The sequence below is a fragment of the Luteibacter sp. OK325 genome, assembly GCF_003050935.1.
Lineage (GTDB): Bacteria > Pseudomonadota > Gammaproteobacteria > Xanthomonadales > Rhodanobacteraceae > Luteibacter.
On the sequence record NZ_QAOX01000007.1, the window covers coordinates 144,070 to 162,450 of the forward strand.

General features: G+C 64.4%; 21 protein-coding genes and 1 pseudogene. 18 read left to right on the forward strand and 4 right to left on the reverse strand.

The features are described from left to right. Positions 1-86: 86 nt before the first annotated feature. The 9 genes and pseudogenes from rpoE to recO all read left to right on the forward strand — a co-directional run bounded on the left by rpoE (position 87) and on the right by recO (position 8,600). A pseudogene (gene rpoE, locus C8J98_RS15670) lies at positions 87-715 on the forward strand (RNA polymerase sigma factor RpoE). Further along, entirely contained in the window at positions 712-1,371 is a 660-nt protein-coding gene (locus C8J98_RS15675) for a sigma-E factor negative regulatory protein (protein ID WP_107914122.1), read from the forward strand. Before rpoE ends, C8J98_RS15675 begins: the two are co-directional and overlap by 4 nt. A gap of 118 nt (positions 1,372-1,489) precedes the next feature. Further along, positions 1,490-2,908, forward strand: coding sequence for a Do family serine endopeptidase (locus C8J98_RS15680; protein WP_107914123.1), 1,419 nt, complete (start codon positions 1,490-1,492; stop codon positions 2,906-2,908). A 97-nt stretch (positions 2,909-3,005) separates the two neighbouring features. Beyond that, positions 3,006-4,799 (forward strand): translation elongation factor 4, encoded by a 1,794-nt coding sequence (lepA, locus tag C8J98_RS15685; RefSeq protein ID WP_107914124.1) that lies wholly within the window; start codon positions 3,006-3,008, stop codon positions 4,797-4,799. A 75-nt stretch (positions 4,800-4,874) separates the two neighbouring features. Continuing rightward, complete coding sequence (lepB, locus tag C8J98_RS15690; protein WP_107914125.1) at positions 4,875-5,777, forward strand: signal peptidase I; 903 nt, start codon at positions 4,875-4,877, stop codon at positions 5,775-5,777. A gap of 140 nt (positions 5,778-5,917) precedes the next feature. Continuing rightward, positions 5,918-6,295 (forward strand): DUF4845 domain-containing protein, encoded by a 378-nt coding sequence (locus C8J98_RS15695; RefSeq protein WP_107914126.1) that lies wholly within the window; start codon positions 5,918-5,920, stop codon positions 6,293-6,295. 6 nt (positions 6,296-6,301) lie between these two features. Beyond that, a complete protein-coding gene (rnc, locus tag C8J98_RS15700) occupies positions 6,302-6,955 on the forward strand; it encodes a ribonuclease III (protein WP_107914127.1) in 654 nt (217 codons plus the stop codon). Continuing rightward, on the forward strand, positions 6,952-7,887 hold the full coding sequence (era, locus tag C8J98_RS15705; RefSeq protein ID WP_107914128.1) for a GTPase Era: 936 nt from the start codon (positions 6,952-6,954) through the stop codon (positions 7,885-7,887). Before rnc ends, era begins: the two co-directional genes overlap by 4 nt. Before the next feature lie 20 nt (positions 7,888-7,907). Then, positions 7,908-8,600 (forward strand): DNA repair protein RecO, encoded by a 693-nt coding sequence (gene recO / locus C8J98_RS15710; RefSeq protein WP_107914129.1) that lies wholly within the window; start codon positions 7,908-7,910, stop codon positions 8,598-8,600. Here the strand turns inward: recO and C8J98_RS15715 are convergent. After that, positions 8,592-9,296, reverse strand: coding sequence for a response regulator (locus tag C8J98_RS15715; RefSeq protein WP_158272732.1), 705 nt, complete (start codon positions 9,294-9,296; stop codon positions 8,592-8,594). The genes recO and C8J98_RS15715 overlap by 9 nt on opposite strands. A gap of 45 nt (positions 9,297-9,341) precedes the next feature. Between C8J98_RS15715 and C8J98_RS15720 the strand changes: the two genes are divergently transcribed. The 8 genes from C8J98_RS15720 to C8J98_RS15755 all read left to right on the forward strand — a co-directional run bounded on the left by C8J98_RS15720 (position 9,342) and on the right by C8J98_RS15755 (position 16,577). Next, on the forward strand, positions 9,342-11,369 hold the full coding sequence (locus C8J98_RS15720; protein WP_107914131.1) for a hypothetical protein: 2,028 nt from the start codon (positions 9,342-9,344) through the stop codon (positions 11,367-11,369). Between the two features lie 24 nt (positions 11,370-11,393). Continuing rightward, positions 11,394-12,005 (forward strand): YdbL family protein, encoded by a 612-nt coding sequence (locus tag C8J98_RS15725; RefSeq protein ID WP_107914278.1) that lies wholly within the window; start codon positions 11,394-11,396, stop codon positions 12,003-12,005. 64 nt (positions 12,006-12,069) lie between these two features. Beyond that, entirely contained in the window at positions 12,070-13,374 is a 1,305-nt protein-coding gene (rlmD, locus tag C8J98_RS15730; protein ID WP_107914132.1) for a 23S rRNA (uracil(1939)-C(5))-methyltransferase RlmD, read from the forward strand. A gap of 15 nt (positions 13,375-13,389) precedes the next feature. Further along, the gene (locus tag C8J98_RS15735; RefSeq protein ID WP_107914133.1) at positions 13,390-13,914 is read left to right on the forward strand and encodes a CYTH domain-containing protein; all 525 of its coding nucleotides are present in this window, start codon (positions 13,390-13,392) and stop codon (positions 13,912-13,914) included. After that, on the forward strand, positions 13,908-14,909 hold the full coding sequence (gene nagZ / locus C8J98_RS15740) for a beta-N-acetylhexosaminidase (protein WP_107914134.1): 1,002 nt from the start codon (positions 13,908-13,910) through the stop codon (positions 14,907-14,909). The genes C8J98_RS15735 and nagZ overlap by 7 nt, the downstream gene beginning before the upstream one ends. A gap of 7 nt (positions 14,910-14,916) precedes the next feature. After that, complete coding sequence (locus C8J98_RS15745; RefSeq protein ID WP_107914135.1) at positions 14,917-15,465, forward strand: hypoxanthine-guanine phosphoribosyltransferase; 549 nt, start codon at positions 14,917-14,919, stop codon at positions 15,463-15,465. A 4-nt stretch (positions 15,466-15,469) separates the two neighbouring features. After that, positions 15,470-16,216: an S-methyl-5'-thioinosine phosphorylase gene (locus tag C8J98_RS15750; protein ID WP_107914136.1), complete on the forward strand. Its 747-nt coding sequence runs from the start codon at positions 15,470-15,472 to the stop codon at positions 16,214-16,216. 154 nt (positions 16,217-16,370) lie between these two features. Beyond that, positions 16,371-16,577 carry a cold-shock protein gene (locus tag C8J98_RS15755; protein ID WP_063573812.1) on the forward strand — a complete coding sequence of 69 codons (207 nt, stop codon included), beginning with the start codon at positions 16,371-16,373 and terminating at the stop codon, positions 16,575-16,577. A gap of 142 nt (positions 16,578-16,719) precedes the next feature. Here the strand turns inward: C8J98_RS15755 and C8J98_RS15760 are convergent, their stop codons facing one another. From C8J98_RS15760 to C8J98_RS15770, 3 genes are read right to left on the reverse strand one after another with little or no spacing between them, the layout of a single operon-like run. Further along, entirely contained in the window at positions 16,720-16,908 is a 189-nt protein-coding gene (locus C8J98_RS15760) for a hypothetical protein (RefSeq protein ID WP_199229934.1), read from the reverse strand. A gap of 45 nt (positions 16,909-16,953) precedes the next feature. After that, the gene (locus tag C8J98_RS15765) at positions 16,954-17,283 is read right to left on the reverse strand and encodes a hypothetical protein (protein ID WP_107914137.1); all 330 of its coding nucleotides are present in this window, start codon (positions 17,281-17,283) and stop codon (positions 16,954-16,956) included. A gap of 30 nt (positions 17,284-17,313) precedes the next feature. Beyond that, positions 17,314-17,766: a MarR family transcriptional regulator gene (locus tag C8J98_RS15770; protein WP_107914138.1), complete on the reverse strand. Its 453-nt coding sequence runs from the start codon at positions 17,764-17,766 to the stop codon at positions 17,314-17,316. A 166-nt stretch (positions 17,767-17,932) separates the two neighbouring features. On the opposite strand from C8J98_RS15770, the gene C8J98_RS15775 reads away from it, so the two are divergent. Then, positions 17,933-18,343 carry a hypothetical protein gene (locus tag C8J98_RS15775; protein WP_158272733.1) on the forward strand — a complete coding sequence of 137 codons (411 nt, stop codon included), beginning with the start codon at positions 17,933-17,935 and terminating at the stop codon, positions 18,341-18,343. Positions 18,344-18,381 lie beyond the last annotated feature (38 nt).

Here is an 18,381-nt window from a genome sequence, read left to right on the forward strand (position 1 = left end):
GCCGGTATGCGCATATTTTGACGGGATGACCTTTGGACCTGGCAGTGAACTTGCTCGGTCCAGGCTTGTCTCAGCTGCGCCCGCGACTGGCCCCGAATGATGTGAGGAGACGGCCCGGATGGGCGAAAACGAACTGGATCAAGCACTTGTCGAACGTGTGCAGCAAGGAGACCGCCGCGCGTTCGACCTGCTTGTGCGGAAATACCGGCACAAGGTCATCGCGTTGATCTCTCGCTACGTGCACGACTGGACCGAATGCGAGGACATTGCCCAGGAGGCGTTCGTGCGCGCATGGCGTGCGCTCGGCTCGTTCCGTGGGGAAAGCGCTTTCTACACGTGGCTCTACAAGATCGCCGTGAATACGGCGAAAAACCACCTGGTAGCCATGGGCCGCCGTCCGCCCACCGGCGATATCGACGTGGACGACGCGGTTTACGTGCCCGGCGCCACGCGTATGCACGACGGCGCGACGCCGGAACGCGAGCTGATGCGGGAACAGGTGGAACAAACGGTGTTTTCCACTGTCCAAGCGTTGCCTGAGGAACTTCGGGTCGCGATTACCCTGCGTGAGGTGGACGGCAAGAGTTATGACGAAATCGCCGCCATCATGAACTGTCCCATCGGTACCGTTCGCTCGCGTATCTTCAGGGCTCGTGAAGCCATCGACGAAAAACTGCGGCCGCTTCTTTCCGACCGCGAGGATCACAATCCATGAGTGAAGCCAATCGGGAAATTCTCTCCGCCGGCATGGACGGAGAGCTGTCACGGGAGGAAATCCGCTTCCTGTTGCGTCGTCTCGAGGCCGATCAGGGCCTGGCCGACGTCTGGTCGCGCTATCACGCGGGTCGCGATGGGTTGCGCCACGAGGCGATGCCGCCGGTATCCCATGATTTCGTCGACCGGGTCATGGCGGCGATCGAGGCCGAAGCCAACGTGTCGGCGGTCGCGGGCATCGCACCGCGTCGCCGCTGGTTGCACTGGTCCGCAGGCGGCGCTATTGCCGCCAGCGTGGCTGTCGCCGCCCTGATGCTCTCGCAGCCGGCGGGCAACCGCTCCGTAGCCTCACCCGAAATCGTTCGCCAGGCGGCGGTCTCCGGTGATGTCCAGGTGGCGGACGCTACGCCCGAACCCGCCGCCGCGCCGGTCGCGCCGCAGTGGCTCACCGGTAGCAACATGGCGTCCCAGTTCACCCAGAAGGCGGCGTTCGACAGTTCAAGCGAGGGCGGTGCGACCTACCTGCCGCGTTCGACGCCGTACCAGATCCACCGTGCCCGGGCCGCGGATGCCCCGGAAGGCAATGGCTACATGCTACTGACCCGTCCCGACGGCAGTCGTTATGTCCAGCCGGTTGCCGCGCCGCAGGCTCGCTGAGCCGCGGCGCCACTGTGGCGCGCCGAACGTCCCCGGCGCGCCCGCTCCCTTATTTGTAACCACTCGTGCGGTCGCCTCGACGCACGGGCAGCCGTGACTTTGACAAGGAGGAAAGAAGATGGGTTGGTTATATGCACGCGCCCTGCTGGGTGGCGCACTCGTATTGGGCACGGCCGGTGTACAGGCACAGAGCCTGCCGGATTTCACTGCTGTCGTGGAAAAGAACGCTCCCGCGGTCGTCCACGTCGAGGCGAAGACGACGGGGGCACACAAGAAAGCGAAAGGCGGTTCCGCCGATACGCAGGACGATCAGGAAGAACTGCTGCGCCGCTTCTTCGGTATGCCGGGCGCTCCCACCCAACCGCGAGAGCAGACTTCGCTGGGTTCGGGTTTCATTATTTCAGCCGATGGTTACATCCTCACCAACGATCATGTCGTCGATGATGCCGACGAGGTCAAGGTGCGCCTGCAGGATCGTCGCAGCTTCACTGCCAAGGTCGTTGGCAAGGATCCGCAGTACGACATCGCCTTGCTGAAAATCGATGCCGGTTCCTTGCCGGCTGTCAGCATCGGCGACTCGCGCAGCGTGAAGCGCGGCCAATGGGCCCTGGCGATCGGTTCACCGTTCGGCCTCGATGCCACCGTTACGCACGGCATCATCAGCGCAGTGGGCCGCAACCTCGGTAGCAGCGACCAGCCCTATACCTCCTTCATCCAGACCGACGTACCGATCAATCGTGGCAATTCCGGCGGTCCGTTGTTCAACCTGCAGGGTCAGGTGATCGGCGTGAACTCGCAGATCTACTCCACCTCCGGCGGCTATCAGGGACTTTCATTCTCCATTCCCATCGACGTGGCGATGAACGTCGTCGGGCAGATCAAGGAGAAAGGCTATGTCTCGCGCGGCATGCTCGGCGTCACGGTGCAGCCCGTGGACCCGTTCGTGAAGAACCTCGCGTTGGCGGACTCCAACGGCGCCCTTGTCGCGCAGGTCACCCCCGGTAGTGGTGCCGACAAGGCGGGCCTGAAGCAGGGCGATGTAATCCTTTCCTTCAATGGCACGCCGATCACCCAGGCACCGGACCTGCCGCCCCTGGTCGGCATCACCCGGCCTGGCTCGATCGCGAAGGTCGAGTTCCTTCGCGATCACAAGAAGCAGGCGGTCGAGGTCAAGGTCGGCGAACTGCCGCGGGACAAGGCAGCCCTCGCCTCGGCGGCGACGGGTGAAGGGGCGGGTGGTGGATCGGAGGCTGCACTGGGTCTCGCCGTGCAGGACATCGACGCGTCGACGCGGTCCGAGCTGGGCCTCAAGGCCGGCGAAGGCGTCGTGGTGAGCCGGGTTTCCGGGGCGGCCGCGTCCACCGCCGGACTTCAGGCGGGTGACGTCATCCTCATGGTCAACCAGAAGCGTGTTGGCAACGCCACGGCCTTCCGCGACGCGGCCAGGGGGATCAAGTCCGGGGATACCGCCATGCTCCTGGTCCGGCGCGACGACTCGACGCGATTCGTCGGGCTGACGGTCCCCAGCGATCGCTGAAGCACTTCCATGCGATAATGCTTGATTCGCGCTGGCCCTGAGGGCTGGCGCGCGTCGTTCGCGCCGCGAGCGATGGTGAACGTGACCACGGCGCTCCATGGAACTCATCCGCAACTTCTCCATCATTGCCCACATCGACCACGGCAAGTCGACTCTGGCCGACCGTATCATCCAGTTGTGCGGAGGTCTGACCGAGCGCGAAATGGAAGCGCAGGTCCTCGACAACAACCCGATCGAGCGCGAGCGCGGCATCACCATCAAGGCGCAGTCGGTCTCGCTGCCGTACACGGCGCGCGACGGTAAGACCTACCAGCTCAATTTCATCGATACCCCCGGGCATGTCGACTTCTCCTATGAAGTGAGCCGCTCGCTGTCCGCCTGCGAAGGCGCGCTGCTGGTGGTCGACGCCGCACAGGGCGTCGAGGCGCAATCGGTGGCCAACTGCTACACGGCCATCGAGCAGGGTCTGGAAGTCATTCCGGTCATCAACAAGATCGACCTGCCCACCGCGGATGTCGAAAAGGCCAAGGCCGAGATTGAAGCCGTGATCGGCCTGGACGCCACCGACGCGATCCCGGTCAGCGCCAAGACCGGCCAGAATGTGATCGAGGTGCTCGAGGCGATCATCCATCGCATTCCGGCGCCGAAGGCGGGCAACACTGACAGGCTTCAGGCGCTGATCATCGACTCCTGGTTCGACAACTACCTGGGCGTGGTGTCGCTGGTGCGCGTGATGCAGGGCGAGATCCGCCCGGGCGACAAGATCCTGGTCATGTCCACCGGCCGTACCCATCTGGTCGACGATGTCGGCGTGTTCACCCCCAAGCGCAAGAAGCTCGATCGTCTCGGTGCGGGCGAGGTGGGCTGGATCAACGCGTCGATCAAGGACGTCCATGGCGCCCCGGTGGGTGACACACTGACCCATTCAGGCAAGCCGGCGGCCGAGCCACTGGCCGGCTTCCAGGTCATGCAGCCGCGCGTGTTCGCCGGCCTGTTCCCCGTATCGGCCGACGATTACCCGGCCCTGCGCGAGGCGCTCGACAAGCTGCGCCTCAACGACGCGGCCATGTTCTTCGAGCCGGAAAGCTCCGAGGCGATGGGCTTCGGCTTCCGCTGTGGCTTCCTCGGCATGCTGCACATGGAGATCGTCCAGGAGCGCCTCGAGCGCGAATACGATCTCAACCTCATCACCACGGCTCCGACCGTGGTGTACGAGGTGGCCAAGACCGACGGCTCCGTGCTGCAGATGGACAACCCGGCAAAGCTTCCGCCGCCGCAGCAGATCGTGGAAATTCGCGAACCGATCATTGTTGCCACCATCCTCACCCCGGGTGATTACGTCGGCAACGTGATCAAGCTGTGCGAAGAGAAGCGCGGCGTGCAGCGTTCCATCCAGTACCTGGCTACCCAGGTGCAGGTGACCTACGAGCTGCCTCTGGCTGAAGTGGTGCTCGACTTCTTCGATCGCCTGAAGTCGGTATCCCGCGGCTATGCCTCGATGGATTACCACCTCGAACGGTTCGATCCGGGCCCGTTCGTTCGCGTCGATATCCTGATCAACGGCGATCGCGTGGACGCGCTGAGCCTGATCGTGCATCGTTCGCACGCGGACCGCCGCGGCCGGGAACTTGTCGATCGCATGAAGGATCTGATTCCTCGCCAGCAGTTCGACGTGGCCATCCAGGCCGCTGTCGGTGCGGCCGTGATCGCCCGCTCAACGGTAAAGGCGCTACGCAAGAACGTCCTGGCCAAGTGCTACGGCGGCGACGTTTCGCGAAAGAAAAAGCTGCTGGAGAAGCAGAAGGAAGGCAAGAAGCGCATGAAGCAGGTCGGCAGCGTGGAAATTCCCCAGGAAGCCTTCCTTGCCGTGCTGAGGCAGGACAACAAGTAAGCGAGATAGGGAAAGCCGGCGCCGGATGCGCCGGACCGGGCCGCAAGGCCCTTCGACACCACTGATGGAGATGGTATGGCGGCATTTGATTTTTCGGCGATTCTTCTCGGGCTGACCGTCCTGTTCGGTGTGGTCTGGCTGTTCGATCGCCTTTTCCTGTTCAAGGCGCGTCGCGCCCGCGCGGAAGCGTCGGGATCCGAACAGCCCGAGCCGTGGCCGGTCGACTGGGCCCGTTCGCTGTTCCCGGTGATCCTGGTCGTACTCCTGCTGCGCTCGTTCGTGGCCGAGCCGTTCCGCATTCCGTCGGGCTCGATGATGCCGACGCTGGACGTGGGCGACTTCATCCTGGTCAATAAGTTCGCTTACGGCCTGCGCATGCCAGCCTTCAACAACAAGCTGGTCGAAAACGGCGAGCCCCGCCGTGGCGACGTGATCGTTTTCCGTTTTCCGGGCTATGTCTGCCAGGACGAAAACGGCAAGACAGTGCGCAGCGGTGACATCACCTGCCAGGATCCCCACGCCGCGGTGCCCAGCGAAAACTGGATCAAGCGCGTCATCGGCCTGCCCGGTGACCGCATCGAGACCCGCGGCAGCGAGCTCTATATCAATGGCGAGCACGTGGGTGCCGAAGAAATCGGTCCGTTCAAGGGCAGCATGACCCGGCCCGAAGATCGCCTGCTGATGACCTTCGGCTCGAAGCTCTACACCGAGCACCTGGGCAGCATCAATCATACGATCGCGCTCACCCCGGCCTACAACATGCCGCAGGACATCCCGAACGCGGCGGTGCCGTCGGAAGTGCCCCAGGGCTGCTACATCGTCATGGGCGACAACCGGATGAACAGCACGGACAGTCGCTGGTGGGGCTGCATGCCCGAGGCCAATCTGGTCGGCAAGGCCTTCTTCGTCTGGCTCGCATGGCGCGGTTTCGACAATGGCGTGCTCGATTTTTCCAGGATGGGCAAGGTCATTCACTGACGGAACGGTGGCGCCCGTCACGCCGCAAGGCGTTGCGGGATGCCCCGGACAAGGTAATCTCCGCTTCGGGGCGCCTTGCGCGCCCCGTTGGCATTTACAGTCTTGAACAGGGGAGCCGCTTCGCGCGGCGGAGACGGAACATGAAATCCAGGCAGTCGGGTATTACCCTTATCGGGTTCGTCATCATGCTAGCCATTGTTGGCTTCTTCGCCTTCATGGCGATGAAGCTGGTGCCGTCGTACATCGAGTACATGGGCGTGGTCAAAGCGCTCAACCAGATGTCGACCGAGGGTGGTAACGAGGATATCGAGCAGGCCCGGCGCCAGCTCGCCTTCAAGATGAGTTTCCAGTACGTGGATGACTCGACGATCAAGCCGAAGGACATCACCATCCAGCGCACGGGTAACGCGAGTGTCCTGCGCGTTTCCTACGATAAAGTGATTCCGTTCATCTACAACATCGCCTTCCTGCTCCATTTCGAGAAGTCGGTGCCGCTCAAAAGTGCCGTTGGGCAATGAGGTTTCGTGGAATTTCCCTACCGCTTTCGTGATCCCGGTCTCGCGACCCTGGCCCTGACTCATCGCAGTGCCGGGAAGCCAAATAACGAGCGGATGGAATTCCTGGGCGACGCCTTGCTGGGTGCCCTTGTCGCCGAACTGTTGTTCGAAGCGCATCCCAATGCGAGCGAAGGCGAGCTCTCCCGCCTGCGCGCGCAGCTGGTCAATGGCCAGGCCCTGGCCGTCATCGGGCGTGAGCTCGAGCTTGGCGACGACCTGAAACTGGGCCCTGGCGAGCTCAAGAGCGGCGGTTACCGCCGCGAATCCATCCTGGCCGATGCCTTCGAGGCCCTGGTCGCCGCAGTGTACTTCGACGACGGCTATGACGCCTGCCGGCAGGTGGTGCGGCGGCTGTTCACGCCACGCGTGGCGGAGATCAAGCGATCCAGCAAGGATGCCAAGACGCGGCTGCAGGAATGGCTGCAGGGCAGGGGCCTTCCCCTTCCCATTTATGAATTAACCGACAGCTACGGCGAAGATCACGCCAAGATCTTCGACGTCAGCTGTACGATCGACGAACCGGACCCGATTCGCGTCGAAGGACGCGGGGGAAGCCGGCGCGCCGCCGAACAGGACGCTGCCGAAACGGTGTTGCGCCGCTTGCTGGAAAAGAAATCATGAACGACATCGACATCCCCGAAGAAAACGACGTCATCGTCGACGACGACTTCCGCTGCGGCTACGTGGCCCTGCTCGGTCGCCCCAACGTAGGCAAGTCCACCTTGCTCAACGCCATGATCGGCGTGCGCCTGAGCATCGTCAGCCATCGGCCGCAGACCACCCGACACCGTATTCTCGGTATTTCCACCAAGCCGTCCGGCCAGATTCTCTACGTCGATACCCCTGGCCTCCACCGGGGCGGCAAGCGCGCCATGAACCGCAGCCTCAATCGGGCAGCGCGCGCGGCCATTTCCGAGGTGAACCTGGCCGTGCAGGTGATCGAGGCCGGCCGCTGGACCGACGAAGACGCCGCCATGTACGCGGCGCTTGCCGAACAGCCGGACGTACCGAAGCTGCTGGCCATCAACAAGGTGGACCTGCAGAAAGACAAGACCATCATGCTGCCGTTCGTCGCCGACCTGATGCAGAAGCATCCGTTCGACGATGTCTATTACGTCAGCGCGCTGAAGTCCAAGGGCCTGGATGGCCTGGAAAAAGGCATCCTGAAGCGCCTTCCGGAGCAGCCGGCGGTCTACGCCGAGGATGAAATCACCGATCGTAGCGAACGCTTCCTCGCCTCGGAAATGGTCCGCGAGCAGCTCATGCTGCGCCTGAATCAGGAACTCCCGTACGCCACCACGGTTGAAATCGAGGCCTTCCAGGATCGTCCCGACGGCATTGCCGAAGTGCATGCGGTGATCTGGGTCGAGCGCGACGGCCAGAAGGCCATCGTGATCGGTGAGGGCGGTGCCCAGCTCAAGGCCATCGGTACGTCGGCGCGCAAGGCGATGGAAAGCATGTTCGAGCGCAAGGTGTTCCTCAAGCTCTGGGTCAAGGTTCGCGAAGGTTGGGCCGACGACGAGAACCTGCTCAAGCGTTTCGGTTACGAATAAGCCGCCAGGCGCGAGCCGAAATGCGCGTCGAACAACAGCCCGCCTTCATCCTGCATGCCCGGCCGTACCGGGAAACCTCGATGCTGGCCGAATGCCTCACCCGCGATCACGGCCGTATCGGCGTGGTCGCGCGAGGCGTCCGGCGAGAGGGCGCGCGGACGCAGCGCGCGCAGCTCGAGCCGTTCCAGCGGGTCGAACTCGACCTGTTGATGAAGGGAGAGCTGGCCACCTTGCGCAGTGCCGAGCCCTCGGGCGCCGTGTTGCGGTTGACCGGCGACGCCGGCCTGGCCGGGCTCTACCTCAATGAACTGGTCGTCCGGCTCACCGGTCGGCAGGACGCCAATCCCGAACTGTTTGCGTTCTACGACGCTACGCTACGGCGCATGGCCGCGGGCGAACCCCTGGCCTGGACACTGCGGCGATTCGAGCGCGACATGCTCGATGCCCTCGGCTATGGGCTCCAGCTCGACATCGACGCGATCGATGGCTCGCCGCTGGATCCCGCGCTGGTCTATTTCTACGATCCCGAGTCCGGCGTGATGCCAGGGCGTATGGGCGACCAGCGCGCTATTCGCGGTGCCGACCTGCTGGCCCTGGCGGCGGATACCCCGCCGGATACTGCCGGTCTCTCCTCGCTTCGTCGCATGATGCGCCAGGTGATCACCTTCCACCTTGGTGGCGGCGAGCTCAAGGCCTGGCGGGTCTTACGCTAAGGCGGCGAGTGTCAGTTCCAGTTCCGAGCGGAAGCGGTGCAGGGCGGCCGGCGATGCCCACCGTGTTTCCATCAGGTGGTTTTGCAGGGATTTCGCCTGGGCGGCCAATCGCATAGCACCGCAGAAGCCGCACGCAGAACGAAGCCGGTGCATGCGCTCGACGAGGGTCGCGGGGGCGTTCGCCAGGGAGTCCAGCTCCCGAATGAGCTCGGTGAGGTCGTCGCGAAACAGGCTTCGCAAGGCCTGCAGGACGGACGCATCGCCGGTCGCCTTCAGGGCCTCCTGGTCATCCAGTAGTGGAGCGTCGGTTTCGGCGTCCGGGGACGCACCGAGCGCATAGGCCAGCGAGGCGATCTGGCACGGTTTCTCAATGACGCAGGCGAAACCGGCGTCGGCGAGCGTTTGCCGCAGCGCGGCGGGTACTTCGGCGCTCGTGGCCATGGCCACCGCGTCACGCGACTCGGCGGCGGCATCGCCACGCAATGCGGCAAGGACGTCGATCGCTCCGCCCGACGGCATGCGGCAATCCAGCAACATGGCATCGAATCGCCGCGCGCGCGCCAGCGCGAGCGCTTGCGCGCCATCCTCGGCCAGCGTGACGACGAAGCCCATTGCGGCCAGGGCGCCACGGAGAAATTCGCGGGTGGAGGGGTCGTCATCGGCGACAAGAAGCTGGGAAAACAGGCGGTCCGGCATGCAACGTTCCGTGTCGTTCATCTGAGTTTGGCAGAATGGCCGAGCATGCTCGCCGTATCAACCCGCACGTTCTTCCTCGTCCTCGTCGCCTGCGCCTTATTCGCAGGGGCCGGAGGCGTTCGTGCGGAGGTGTCCGTTGGCGCCGATAGCCTTGCCTTGCCCGGCGTGGAGATGACCGGCATGCAGGCCGACATAAATTCAGCGCCGGACGGACAAGGATTGAAGCTCACCCTGTCAGCCGAGCGGGCTGACATACCTGCCATGGGCTGGCGAAAGCTGGGCATTGTCCTCGACGGCGCGCTGGATCGTGACGAGCTCGGGCGCTGGATCTTTGATGGCGCTCTCCGCTTGAAGGGTGCGCCTGGCGGCGCGCTCTCCAATGCACGGTTGCACATGGTCGCCGATGAATCGGCCAATACCCTCGAGCTGTCCGTGACGCAGGACAAGGCGAGCGCCAGGGTCGCCTTGCCGATCGACCAGACCACCCATGCTCAGATCACCCTCAAGGGCTTGCCGGCCGGATGGCTGAATGGCCTGCTGTCCACGATGTGGTCGGGGCGCACGACCACGGGTCGCGTCGATGCCGATCTCGCCCTGGACCTGCTCGACAACGGTGTGCAGGCCGGCGGCCAGTTCGCCCTCGATGGGGCAGGTTTCGATAGTCCGGGGGGCAAGCTAGCCGGTCAGAAATTGTCCGGAAGCGGGCGGCTGGGCATCGACAGCCACGCCGGAAGCACCTCGATCGACCTCGATGCCAGCCTGCGGGGCGGCGAAATACTGCTCGGCCCGCTCTACGCCGCTTTACCTGCACACGCTGTGCAGCTATCGCTGGGGGCGCGCTCGGACAAGGGCGTGCTGTCGATTCCGCGCCTGCGCCTTGCCGACCCGGATGCGTTGCAACTGGAGGGCGAACTGGCCTTCAACGCGAACGGCGACCTTGTGCAGCTCCAACTGGATCGCTTCAACGCTCGCCTCCCCGCCGCTTATGACCGCTACGGCAAGGGTTGGCTGCGCAGCCTGGGTATCGACGGTCTTGTCGGGTCGGGCGAAGTCAGCGGGCACGTTGCCCTGGATGCGAGCGGGCCGACGGCCTTCGCGTTACAGACCGGCGGGCTCGACCTGTCGTTTGCCCAGGGGCGGCTCGGCGTGACGGGCCTGCATGGGGCGGTGGACTGGAGCGCCACCGGCGATCGGCCGGCGACCAGGCTCGGCTGGCGTGCCCTTCAGGTCTACAGGATTCCCAATGGCGCCGCGGAAGGAAGTTGGCGCAGCCGCGGTGGCTCGCTGGCGCTGGAGAAACCTCTGGCCATTCCCGTGCTCGATGGCCAGCTCCGCGTACAAAGCCTCGCCTGGAAACCGGCGGCCGCCAGTGGTGAACGCCTGCAGACCTCGCTGGCGCTCACCCAGATCGACATGGCGGCGCTTTGCCGTGCGCTGGGCTGGCCCGAGTTCAAGGGAACCATCGGTGGCGCCGTTCCGTCGATGCGCTATGTCGACGACCGTGTGGAGATGGGGGGCGGCCTTTCACTCAACGTGTTCGACGGCTTTGTTGACATCACACGAATGACTGTGGCGCAACCCTTTGGCGAGGCTCCGGTTCTTACCGGCAACATCGCGCTACGCCAGCTCGACCTGGCACTGCTTACGTCGGTCTTCGATTTCGGCAGTATTACCGGGCGGCTCAACGGCGCGCTCGACGAACTGCGCCTGGTTGCCTGGAAGCCTGTGGCCTTCAAAGCCAGTTTCGTGGCAAACGATGGCGGCCGGATCAGCCAGAAGGCGGTCAATAACCTCACCGCTGTCGGGGGTGGCGGTCTCGCCGGTGGCCTGCAGGGCACGGTGCTGAAAATCTTCAAGACCTTCGGCTACAAGCGCATCGGCCTCACCTGCGCCCTCAAGGGCGACGTCTGCAGCATGGGCGGGCTGGGCAATGCGAAGGATGGCTACACTATCGTCGAAGGCAGCGGCTTGCCGCGCCTCACCGTGGTGGGTCACCAGCGTGAGGTGGACTGGCCGACCCTGGTCAGGCGCTTGCAGGCAGCCACGGAAGGTAGCGGGCCAGTGGTACGATAATCATTAGGAAGGGAGTTAACAATGATGCGTAAGACACTGATTGGAATCATGACATCCGTAGCCATCGCCTTGGTCGGGTGCGTCACCATCAACGTGTACTTCCCCGAAGCCGCGGCGCAGAAAGCGGCAGACCAGTTCATCGGCAATGTGCTCGATGACAGCGGCGTCGCGCGGCCAGCGCAGGGCTCCGATGCGGCCGAGCCGGCAAAACCGGCGCCCGGAAAGCAGCCCTCGGCATCGCTGCTCGATCTCGTGATTCCCGCCGCCCAAGCTGCAGACGCACCCGACATCCAGGTGCGCACGCCGGAAACCGATGCCATTCGCGCTCGCATGAAGTCGCGCTTCGGCGGTCAGCTCAAGGCGCTCTTCGATAGCGGCGCCGTGGGCTTCACGGCTAATGGCCAGGTGGCTGTCCGCGATGCTAATGCCCTGCCCCTGGACCAGCGCTCGCAGGCCAATGCCATCGTGGGCCAGGAGAACAGCGACCGTGACGCGCTCTATCGGGAAATCGCCCGGGCCAACGGACACCCGGAATGGGAGGCGCAGATCCGCAAGACATTCGCCGAGGGCTGGGTCCAGCGCTCGCCGCAGGGCTGGTATTATCAGGATGCCTCCGGCGCCTGGAAGCGCAAGTAGGCTTTCCGCCAGGTCCTCCCAGCCAGCCCGGAGCTTCGCCGTCCGGGCTTTACGTTTTGAGCGCATGACCGAATTCGAAGCCACCATCACCACCGACCTCAGCCACGACGGCCGTGGTGTCGCCCGCATCGACAACAAGGCCACCTTCGTCGCCGGCGCCCTGCCGGGCGAGCGCGTGGTGATCAGGTACCTCAAGCGTCACCGCAATTACGACGATGCCGAAATCGTCAGCGTGATCGACGCCTCGCCCGATCGCGTCGTGCCGAAGTGCCAGCACTTCGGCGAGTGCAGTGGCTGCTCGCTGCAACACATGGAGCCCGCCGCGCAAATCGCCGCCAAGCAGCGCGTGCTGGCCGATAATTTCGAACGAATCGGCAAGGTCACGCCGGCGTCCTGGTTGCCGCCGCTGTTTGACCAACCATGGGCGTATCGACGCAAGGGCCGGTTCTCCGTGCGCTACGTGGCGAAGAAAGAGCGCGTGCTGGTCGGTTTTCGCGAGGAATCCAACACCCGCCTCGTCGCCGACATCGAGCGCTGCGAGGTCATCCATCCCGCCCTCGGCCCGAAGGTCGGCCTGCTGGCCAACCTGGTCAGCAGCATGGACGCGGCACGCGATATTCCGCAGATCGAGTTCGCCGCAGGCGACGACACCGTTGCCCTGGTCTTCCGCCATCTTTCGGCGTTGTCCAGCCGTGACCAGGAGTCCCTGGTCGCATTCGGTCGCGAGCACGGTTTCGCCATATACCTTCAGCCCGGTAACCAGAGCAGCGTGCATCCGATCTGGCCCGAGGCACCGCGATTGACCTTCGCCATTCCCGCCGACGATGTAGAGCTTGAGTTCCTGCCGCTGGACTTCGTCCAGGTCAACGCAGGGATGAACCAGCGCATGCTTGCGCGGACGATGGAGCTGCTCGACCTGCAGCCGACCGACCGCGTGCTCGATCTGTTCTGTGGGCTGGGCAACTTCACCCTGCCTATCGCGCGTCATGCGGCCGAAGTCGTCGGCGTGGAAGGCGAACACGGCCTGGTTGAGCGCGCCGCCGCCAACGCGGCGCGCAATGGCCTGGCCAATGCCTCGTTCCGCGTGGCCAACCTCTTCGAGGACCAGCGCTCAGCGCCCTGGGCCGCCCAGGCCTGGGACAAGATCCTGCTGGATCCGCCACGTGCCGGCGCGGACAAGGTGCTCGAGTACCTGCCGCGCAAGGGAACGCATCGGATCGTCTACGTGTCCTGTCATCCAGGCTCGCTGGCTCGCGACGCCGGTATCCTCGTCCAGAAGCACGGCTTCAAACTGGTGTCGGCGGGGGTGATGGACATGTTCCCGCACACCGCGCACGTGGAATCCATCGCGCTGTTCGAGCGCGCCTGAGCGGACGGGAGACCCATGGGTATCGAGATCGAACGCAAGTTCCTGCTCGCCGGCGACGACTGGCGCGCCATCGTGGTGCGCAGCGAGCGCATTGCCCAGGGCTATCTTTCCGGCTCGGCGGCGATCAAGGCGGGCGTGGTGAAGAGCTCGGTTCGCGTGCGGATTTCGGGTGAGCTCGCCTGGCTGAACATCAAGTCGGCCACCGTCGGCATTTCGCGCCAGGAGTTCGAATATCCCATTCCCGTAACCGACGCCGAACGCTTGTTGTCCGACCTCTCCGACGGCGTCCTGGAGAAAGTTCGTCACCATGTCATGCTCGACGGTACACACTTCGAAATCGACGAATTCCTCGGTGCGAACGCAGGGCTCATCGTCGCCGAAGTGGAGCTGCCAGATGTCGACGCAGCGTACCCGAGGCCGGGTTGGCTCGGCCTGGAGGTGAGCGAGCAGGTGCGCTATTTCAACGTCAATCTGATCGACCGGCCCTACGCACGCTGGTCGTCGGCCGAACGGGAAGGGAAGGAGGTCTCAGCATGCTGATCATCGGTCTGTCCGGCACCGAACTGGCTCCCCACGAGCACGGGCGCCTCACCGCGCATGGCGTCGAGGGCGTCATCCTCTTCTCGCGTAACTTCGCCTCGCGCGAACAGGTCACCGCCCTGATCGATGCGATTCGCGAGGTCGCTGGCGAGGACTTCCTCGTCTGCGTCGACCAGGAAGGTGGCCGGGTGCAGCGTTTTCGCGAAGGGTTTACCCGCCTGCCGCCGCTGGCCGCCATCGGCAAGCTTTACGACAGCGTTCCCTACGAGGCCATCCAGCGTGCCGAAGAGCACGCCTGGATCATGGCCAGCGAAATGCGCGCCGTCGGCGTCGATTTCAGCTTCGCGCCCGTGGCCGACCTGGAACGCGGCAGTGCCGCCATCGGCGATCGCGCCTTCCACGCGGATCCGGCCATCGCCGCCGAGCTGACCCAGGCTTACGTGCGCGGCATGCACCTGGGCGGCATGGCCGCCGTGCTCAAGCATTACCCCGGCCATGGCTCGGTCAAGGAAGACACCCACGAATCCGTGGCAGTGGATCCGCGTAGCAAGAACGACATCCTCACCACCGACCTGCTGCCCTTCGTCGCCGGCATCGAAGCGCGCGCCGAGGGCGTGATGGCCGCCCACGTGAAGTACACCGCCGTTGACGACCAGCCGGCGGGCTACTCGCACGTGTGGATCGAAGAGATCCTCCGCGGCGAACTCGGTTTTCGTGGCTGCGTGTTCGGCGACGACATCAGCATGGCTGCGGCCGGCAGCGTGGGCGGCATCGCCGCGCGTGTCGGCGCGAACCTCGATGCGGGCTGCGATCTCGTACTCGCCTGTTTTCCCGACGTCGTTCCCGAAGCGATCGCGGCGGTCAAGGACCGCCGCCCGTCGCTCGCCGAGCGGATTACCCCGTTGCGCGGGGCGATCGGCTCGACCTGGGAAGGACTCGTCGACAATCCCCAGCGCGATCGTTTCATCGCGCGCGTGACCGCTTTGGAGCCGTAACCCACCCATGACCGCCACCGCTTCGCTCGACTATGCGCTCGCGCACTCCGACGTCCTGTTCACCCGCGAACAGCTCGACACCGAAATCGCCCGCATGGGCCGCGAGATCGATACCGCGCTCAATGGCGAAACACCGGTCTTCCTTACCGTGATGCACGGTGCGCTGATCTTCGCCGGCCAGCTGGCCTTCGCCATCCGCACCGATCTCGAGTTCGACTACGCGCATGCCACGCGCTACCGCGGCGAAACCAGCGGCAGCGACCTGCACTGGCTGCGCCGTCCGCAAGTGCCGTTGAAGGAGCGCACCGTTGTTCTCGTCGACGACATCCTCGACGAAGGCCACACGTTGAAAGCCGTGCGCGATGCCTGCCTGGAGATGGGCGCGAAGCGCGTCCTCCTCGCCGTGCTCTGCACCAAGCTTCACGACCGCCGCGCGCACGGCATCGAGGCGGACTTCAATGGCGTCGACCTGCCTGACCGCTACGTGTTTGGTTACGGCATGGACTACCACGAGCAGGCTCGCAACCTGCCGGCCATTTACGCGCTGAAGGATTGAAGCCATGTCGATCGATCTGGCCGTCATCGGCGGCAGTGGGCTGTATCAGTTCGAAGGGCTGGAGAACGCCGAGCGGCACGCGGTGGAGACACCGTTCGGGCCGGCCTCGGGCGCCATCGTCACCGGCGCCTTTCGCGGCAAGCGCCTGGCTTTCCTGGCGCGTCATGGCGAGAGCCACACGGTGCCGCCGCACCGGGTGAACTACCGGGCCAATCTCTGGGCGCTGCATTCACTGGGTGCCCGTCGCGTAGTGGCGGTCAATGCGGTGGGCGGTATCCGTGACGACATGGGGCCGCGTGCCCTGGTGGTACCGGACCAGATCATCGACTACACGCACGGCCGCTACACCAGCTTCAACGATGTCGAAGGGGCGGAGGTGCGCCACATCGACTTCAGCGAGCCGTATACCGAAAGCCTGCGCCAGGCGATCCTGGCGGCTGCCCGCGCCGAAGGCTTGCCGATCATCGACGGTGGCTGCCATGGCATCACGCAAGGGCCGCGCCTGGAGACCCGGGCCGAGATAGCGCGGATGAAGCGCGATGGCTGCGATCTGGTCGGGATGACCGGCATGCCCGAAGCGGTGCTGGCGCGCGAACTGGACCTCGAATTCGCTTGCCTTGCGCTGGTAGCGAATTACGCCGCCGGCGCGGGCGACGAAGCGGAAATCAGCATCGAGGAAATCTTTGCGCACCTCGCGGCAGCGACGGCTAACGTGCCGCCGATCCTCGGCCGCTTGCTCGCCGGGGCCTGATCTTCGGCGATTGACCGGGAAAACGTCTTAGTTGCGCTTTGCCCGCAAACATGTCGATACTTCGCCTGCGCCGCGGGGGCAGGCACAGGGGATCCATGGGGAATGCCTCGCCATCGCAGGGGCGCGCTTCCAATCCATGTCCAGAGGTTTCCGCATGCGTTTCGGTACGGTCAAGTGGTTCAACGACGCCAAGGGTTTCGGTTTCATCGCGCCTGAGGACGGTGGGGAGGACGTGTTCGTCCACTTTTCTGCGATCAATTCCAAGGGCTTCCGCAGCCTGCAGGAAGGCCAGCGCGTACAATTCGAAGTCACCACGGGCCCGAAGGGCGCGCAGGCTTCGGGCGTCGAAATCGCGGCGTAACCGCCGCGACAGCGTTGCCATGAAATCCCCGTACGAGAGTGCGGGGATTTTTTATGGCACTCGCTCTGTGTAGGAGCCGCTTCAGCGGCGATAACCAGCTCGCCTCAACCCATCGCCAGCATAGCCGGCCCCCACACAAGGCTCAGGCTTCCGCCAGTCCATGCCTCTGTCTTTGGCGTGCCATGCTCAAGATCGCCACGCCCGTCGCGGCTACGCCCGACACCGCTCCGACGCCCAGCGCCCAGCGAGGGCCAAGATGGTCGGCGACCCAGCCCACGATCGGCGCGCCGATCGGTGTTCCACCCAGTGCGACGCCCACGCGTAAGGCCATGACGCGTCCTCGCATGGCCGGCGCAGTAGACAGCTGCATCAGTAGTCACGCAGGTGTCGACTTATCGCTGCCGTGGAAGCGTCCGAAGAGTCGCGCGCAGAGCAGGCCCATGAGCAGGATGCCCGAACCGAATGCCGTGGCGTCGCTGGTGAGCCTCCAGTCGAAGTCGCCGGCGCGGCGGACGAGCGCATACGCGACGACGAGGTTGAAGCAGCCCCAGAGAACATTGACGGTCGACGACGAAAGGCCTTTCCCGCGTGGTTTCGCAAACGGACTCTGGAATGCTCGCCCTGCCACGCCGGTGACAAAGTGGGGGACGGCGTTGGTAAAAAAGGCACCGCCGAAAAAATAGGACACGAGATCGAGCGATTGCATGCTTGTTTCCTGAAGGGACCGGTGACGGGATCAGAAGTCGGTAAGTCGCTGCAGCAACTTCACGGCGGAGGCGAGTTCGTTCTGCTCCGCGGGAGAAAGCTGCGTTTGCAGGGCATGGACGAGCCAGTCTTCCTTGGCGGCGCGGCTTGCCTTGAGGGTCTTGCGAAATGCCGGTGTCAGGTTGACGAGTGATTGCCGCCCGTCCGCAGGATCGGGTCTGCCGGCGACCGCCTTCATCGCTTCCAGCGCTGCGACCGTGACACGCATGGATTGTGGGCGAATGCCTTCGGCCCGGGCCAGCGCCGACACGGTTGTCGGTCCATCGCGATCCAGCCGCAGGAGCACCGACTTCTGCGAGGACGTGAAATCGCCGGCATGGGACTGCTCACGCAACCGCCGAACCAGTTTGCCGCCGGAGATGCGCAGTTCGGCGGCCAGCGAGGCCAGTGAGGGGGCGATGGGACTGTGGGGCGGCTTGACCATGTGCGGACGATAGCATGAATACAGAAAAACTGTACAGTTAAACTGTATATACAGATGTCCCTTACAGGCAGTCGCGTCCGACCGGTCGTCCGGCCTGTTACCGCGCCCACGAAGGCTGCCGAAAGGCCGGGCAGCGTCGTGCGCGTCAGGGAGCGAATGTGGACGCATGCCAAGTCGCGGTTCATCCCTTGTCGAATCCCTCGTTGCCATGTCGGTCTTCTCGATCGGTAGCGCGGCGACGGGAGCGTGGTTTATTCAGACCACGTTCGCGGATGCACGGGCATCCCGGTTGCTCGCCGCGACCGCGATCGCCGCCAGTCTTGAAGCGCGCATGCGTTCCAACGCCGTGGCTGTGGCCGACGGTGACTACACGGAGGCGTCGAGTGCGGCGGGGTGTGTTCGTTCTTGCGACGGCAAAGCACTGGCCGCCGATGACCTGCGACACTTTCGGGAAGTCCTTGCGGAAGGGGTTGGGCCGGCGGCGCAAGGCGCCGTGCGTTGCAAGTCGGCAAGCAGCTGCGTCATCCGCATCACCTGGAAGGGACTTGAGGTGTTGGAATGGGCCGTCGAGCTTTGAGAATCCAGGGTTTCAGTCTGGTCGAGCTGACCGTGGGG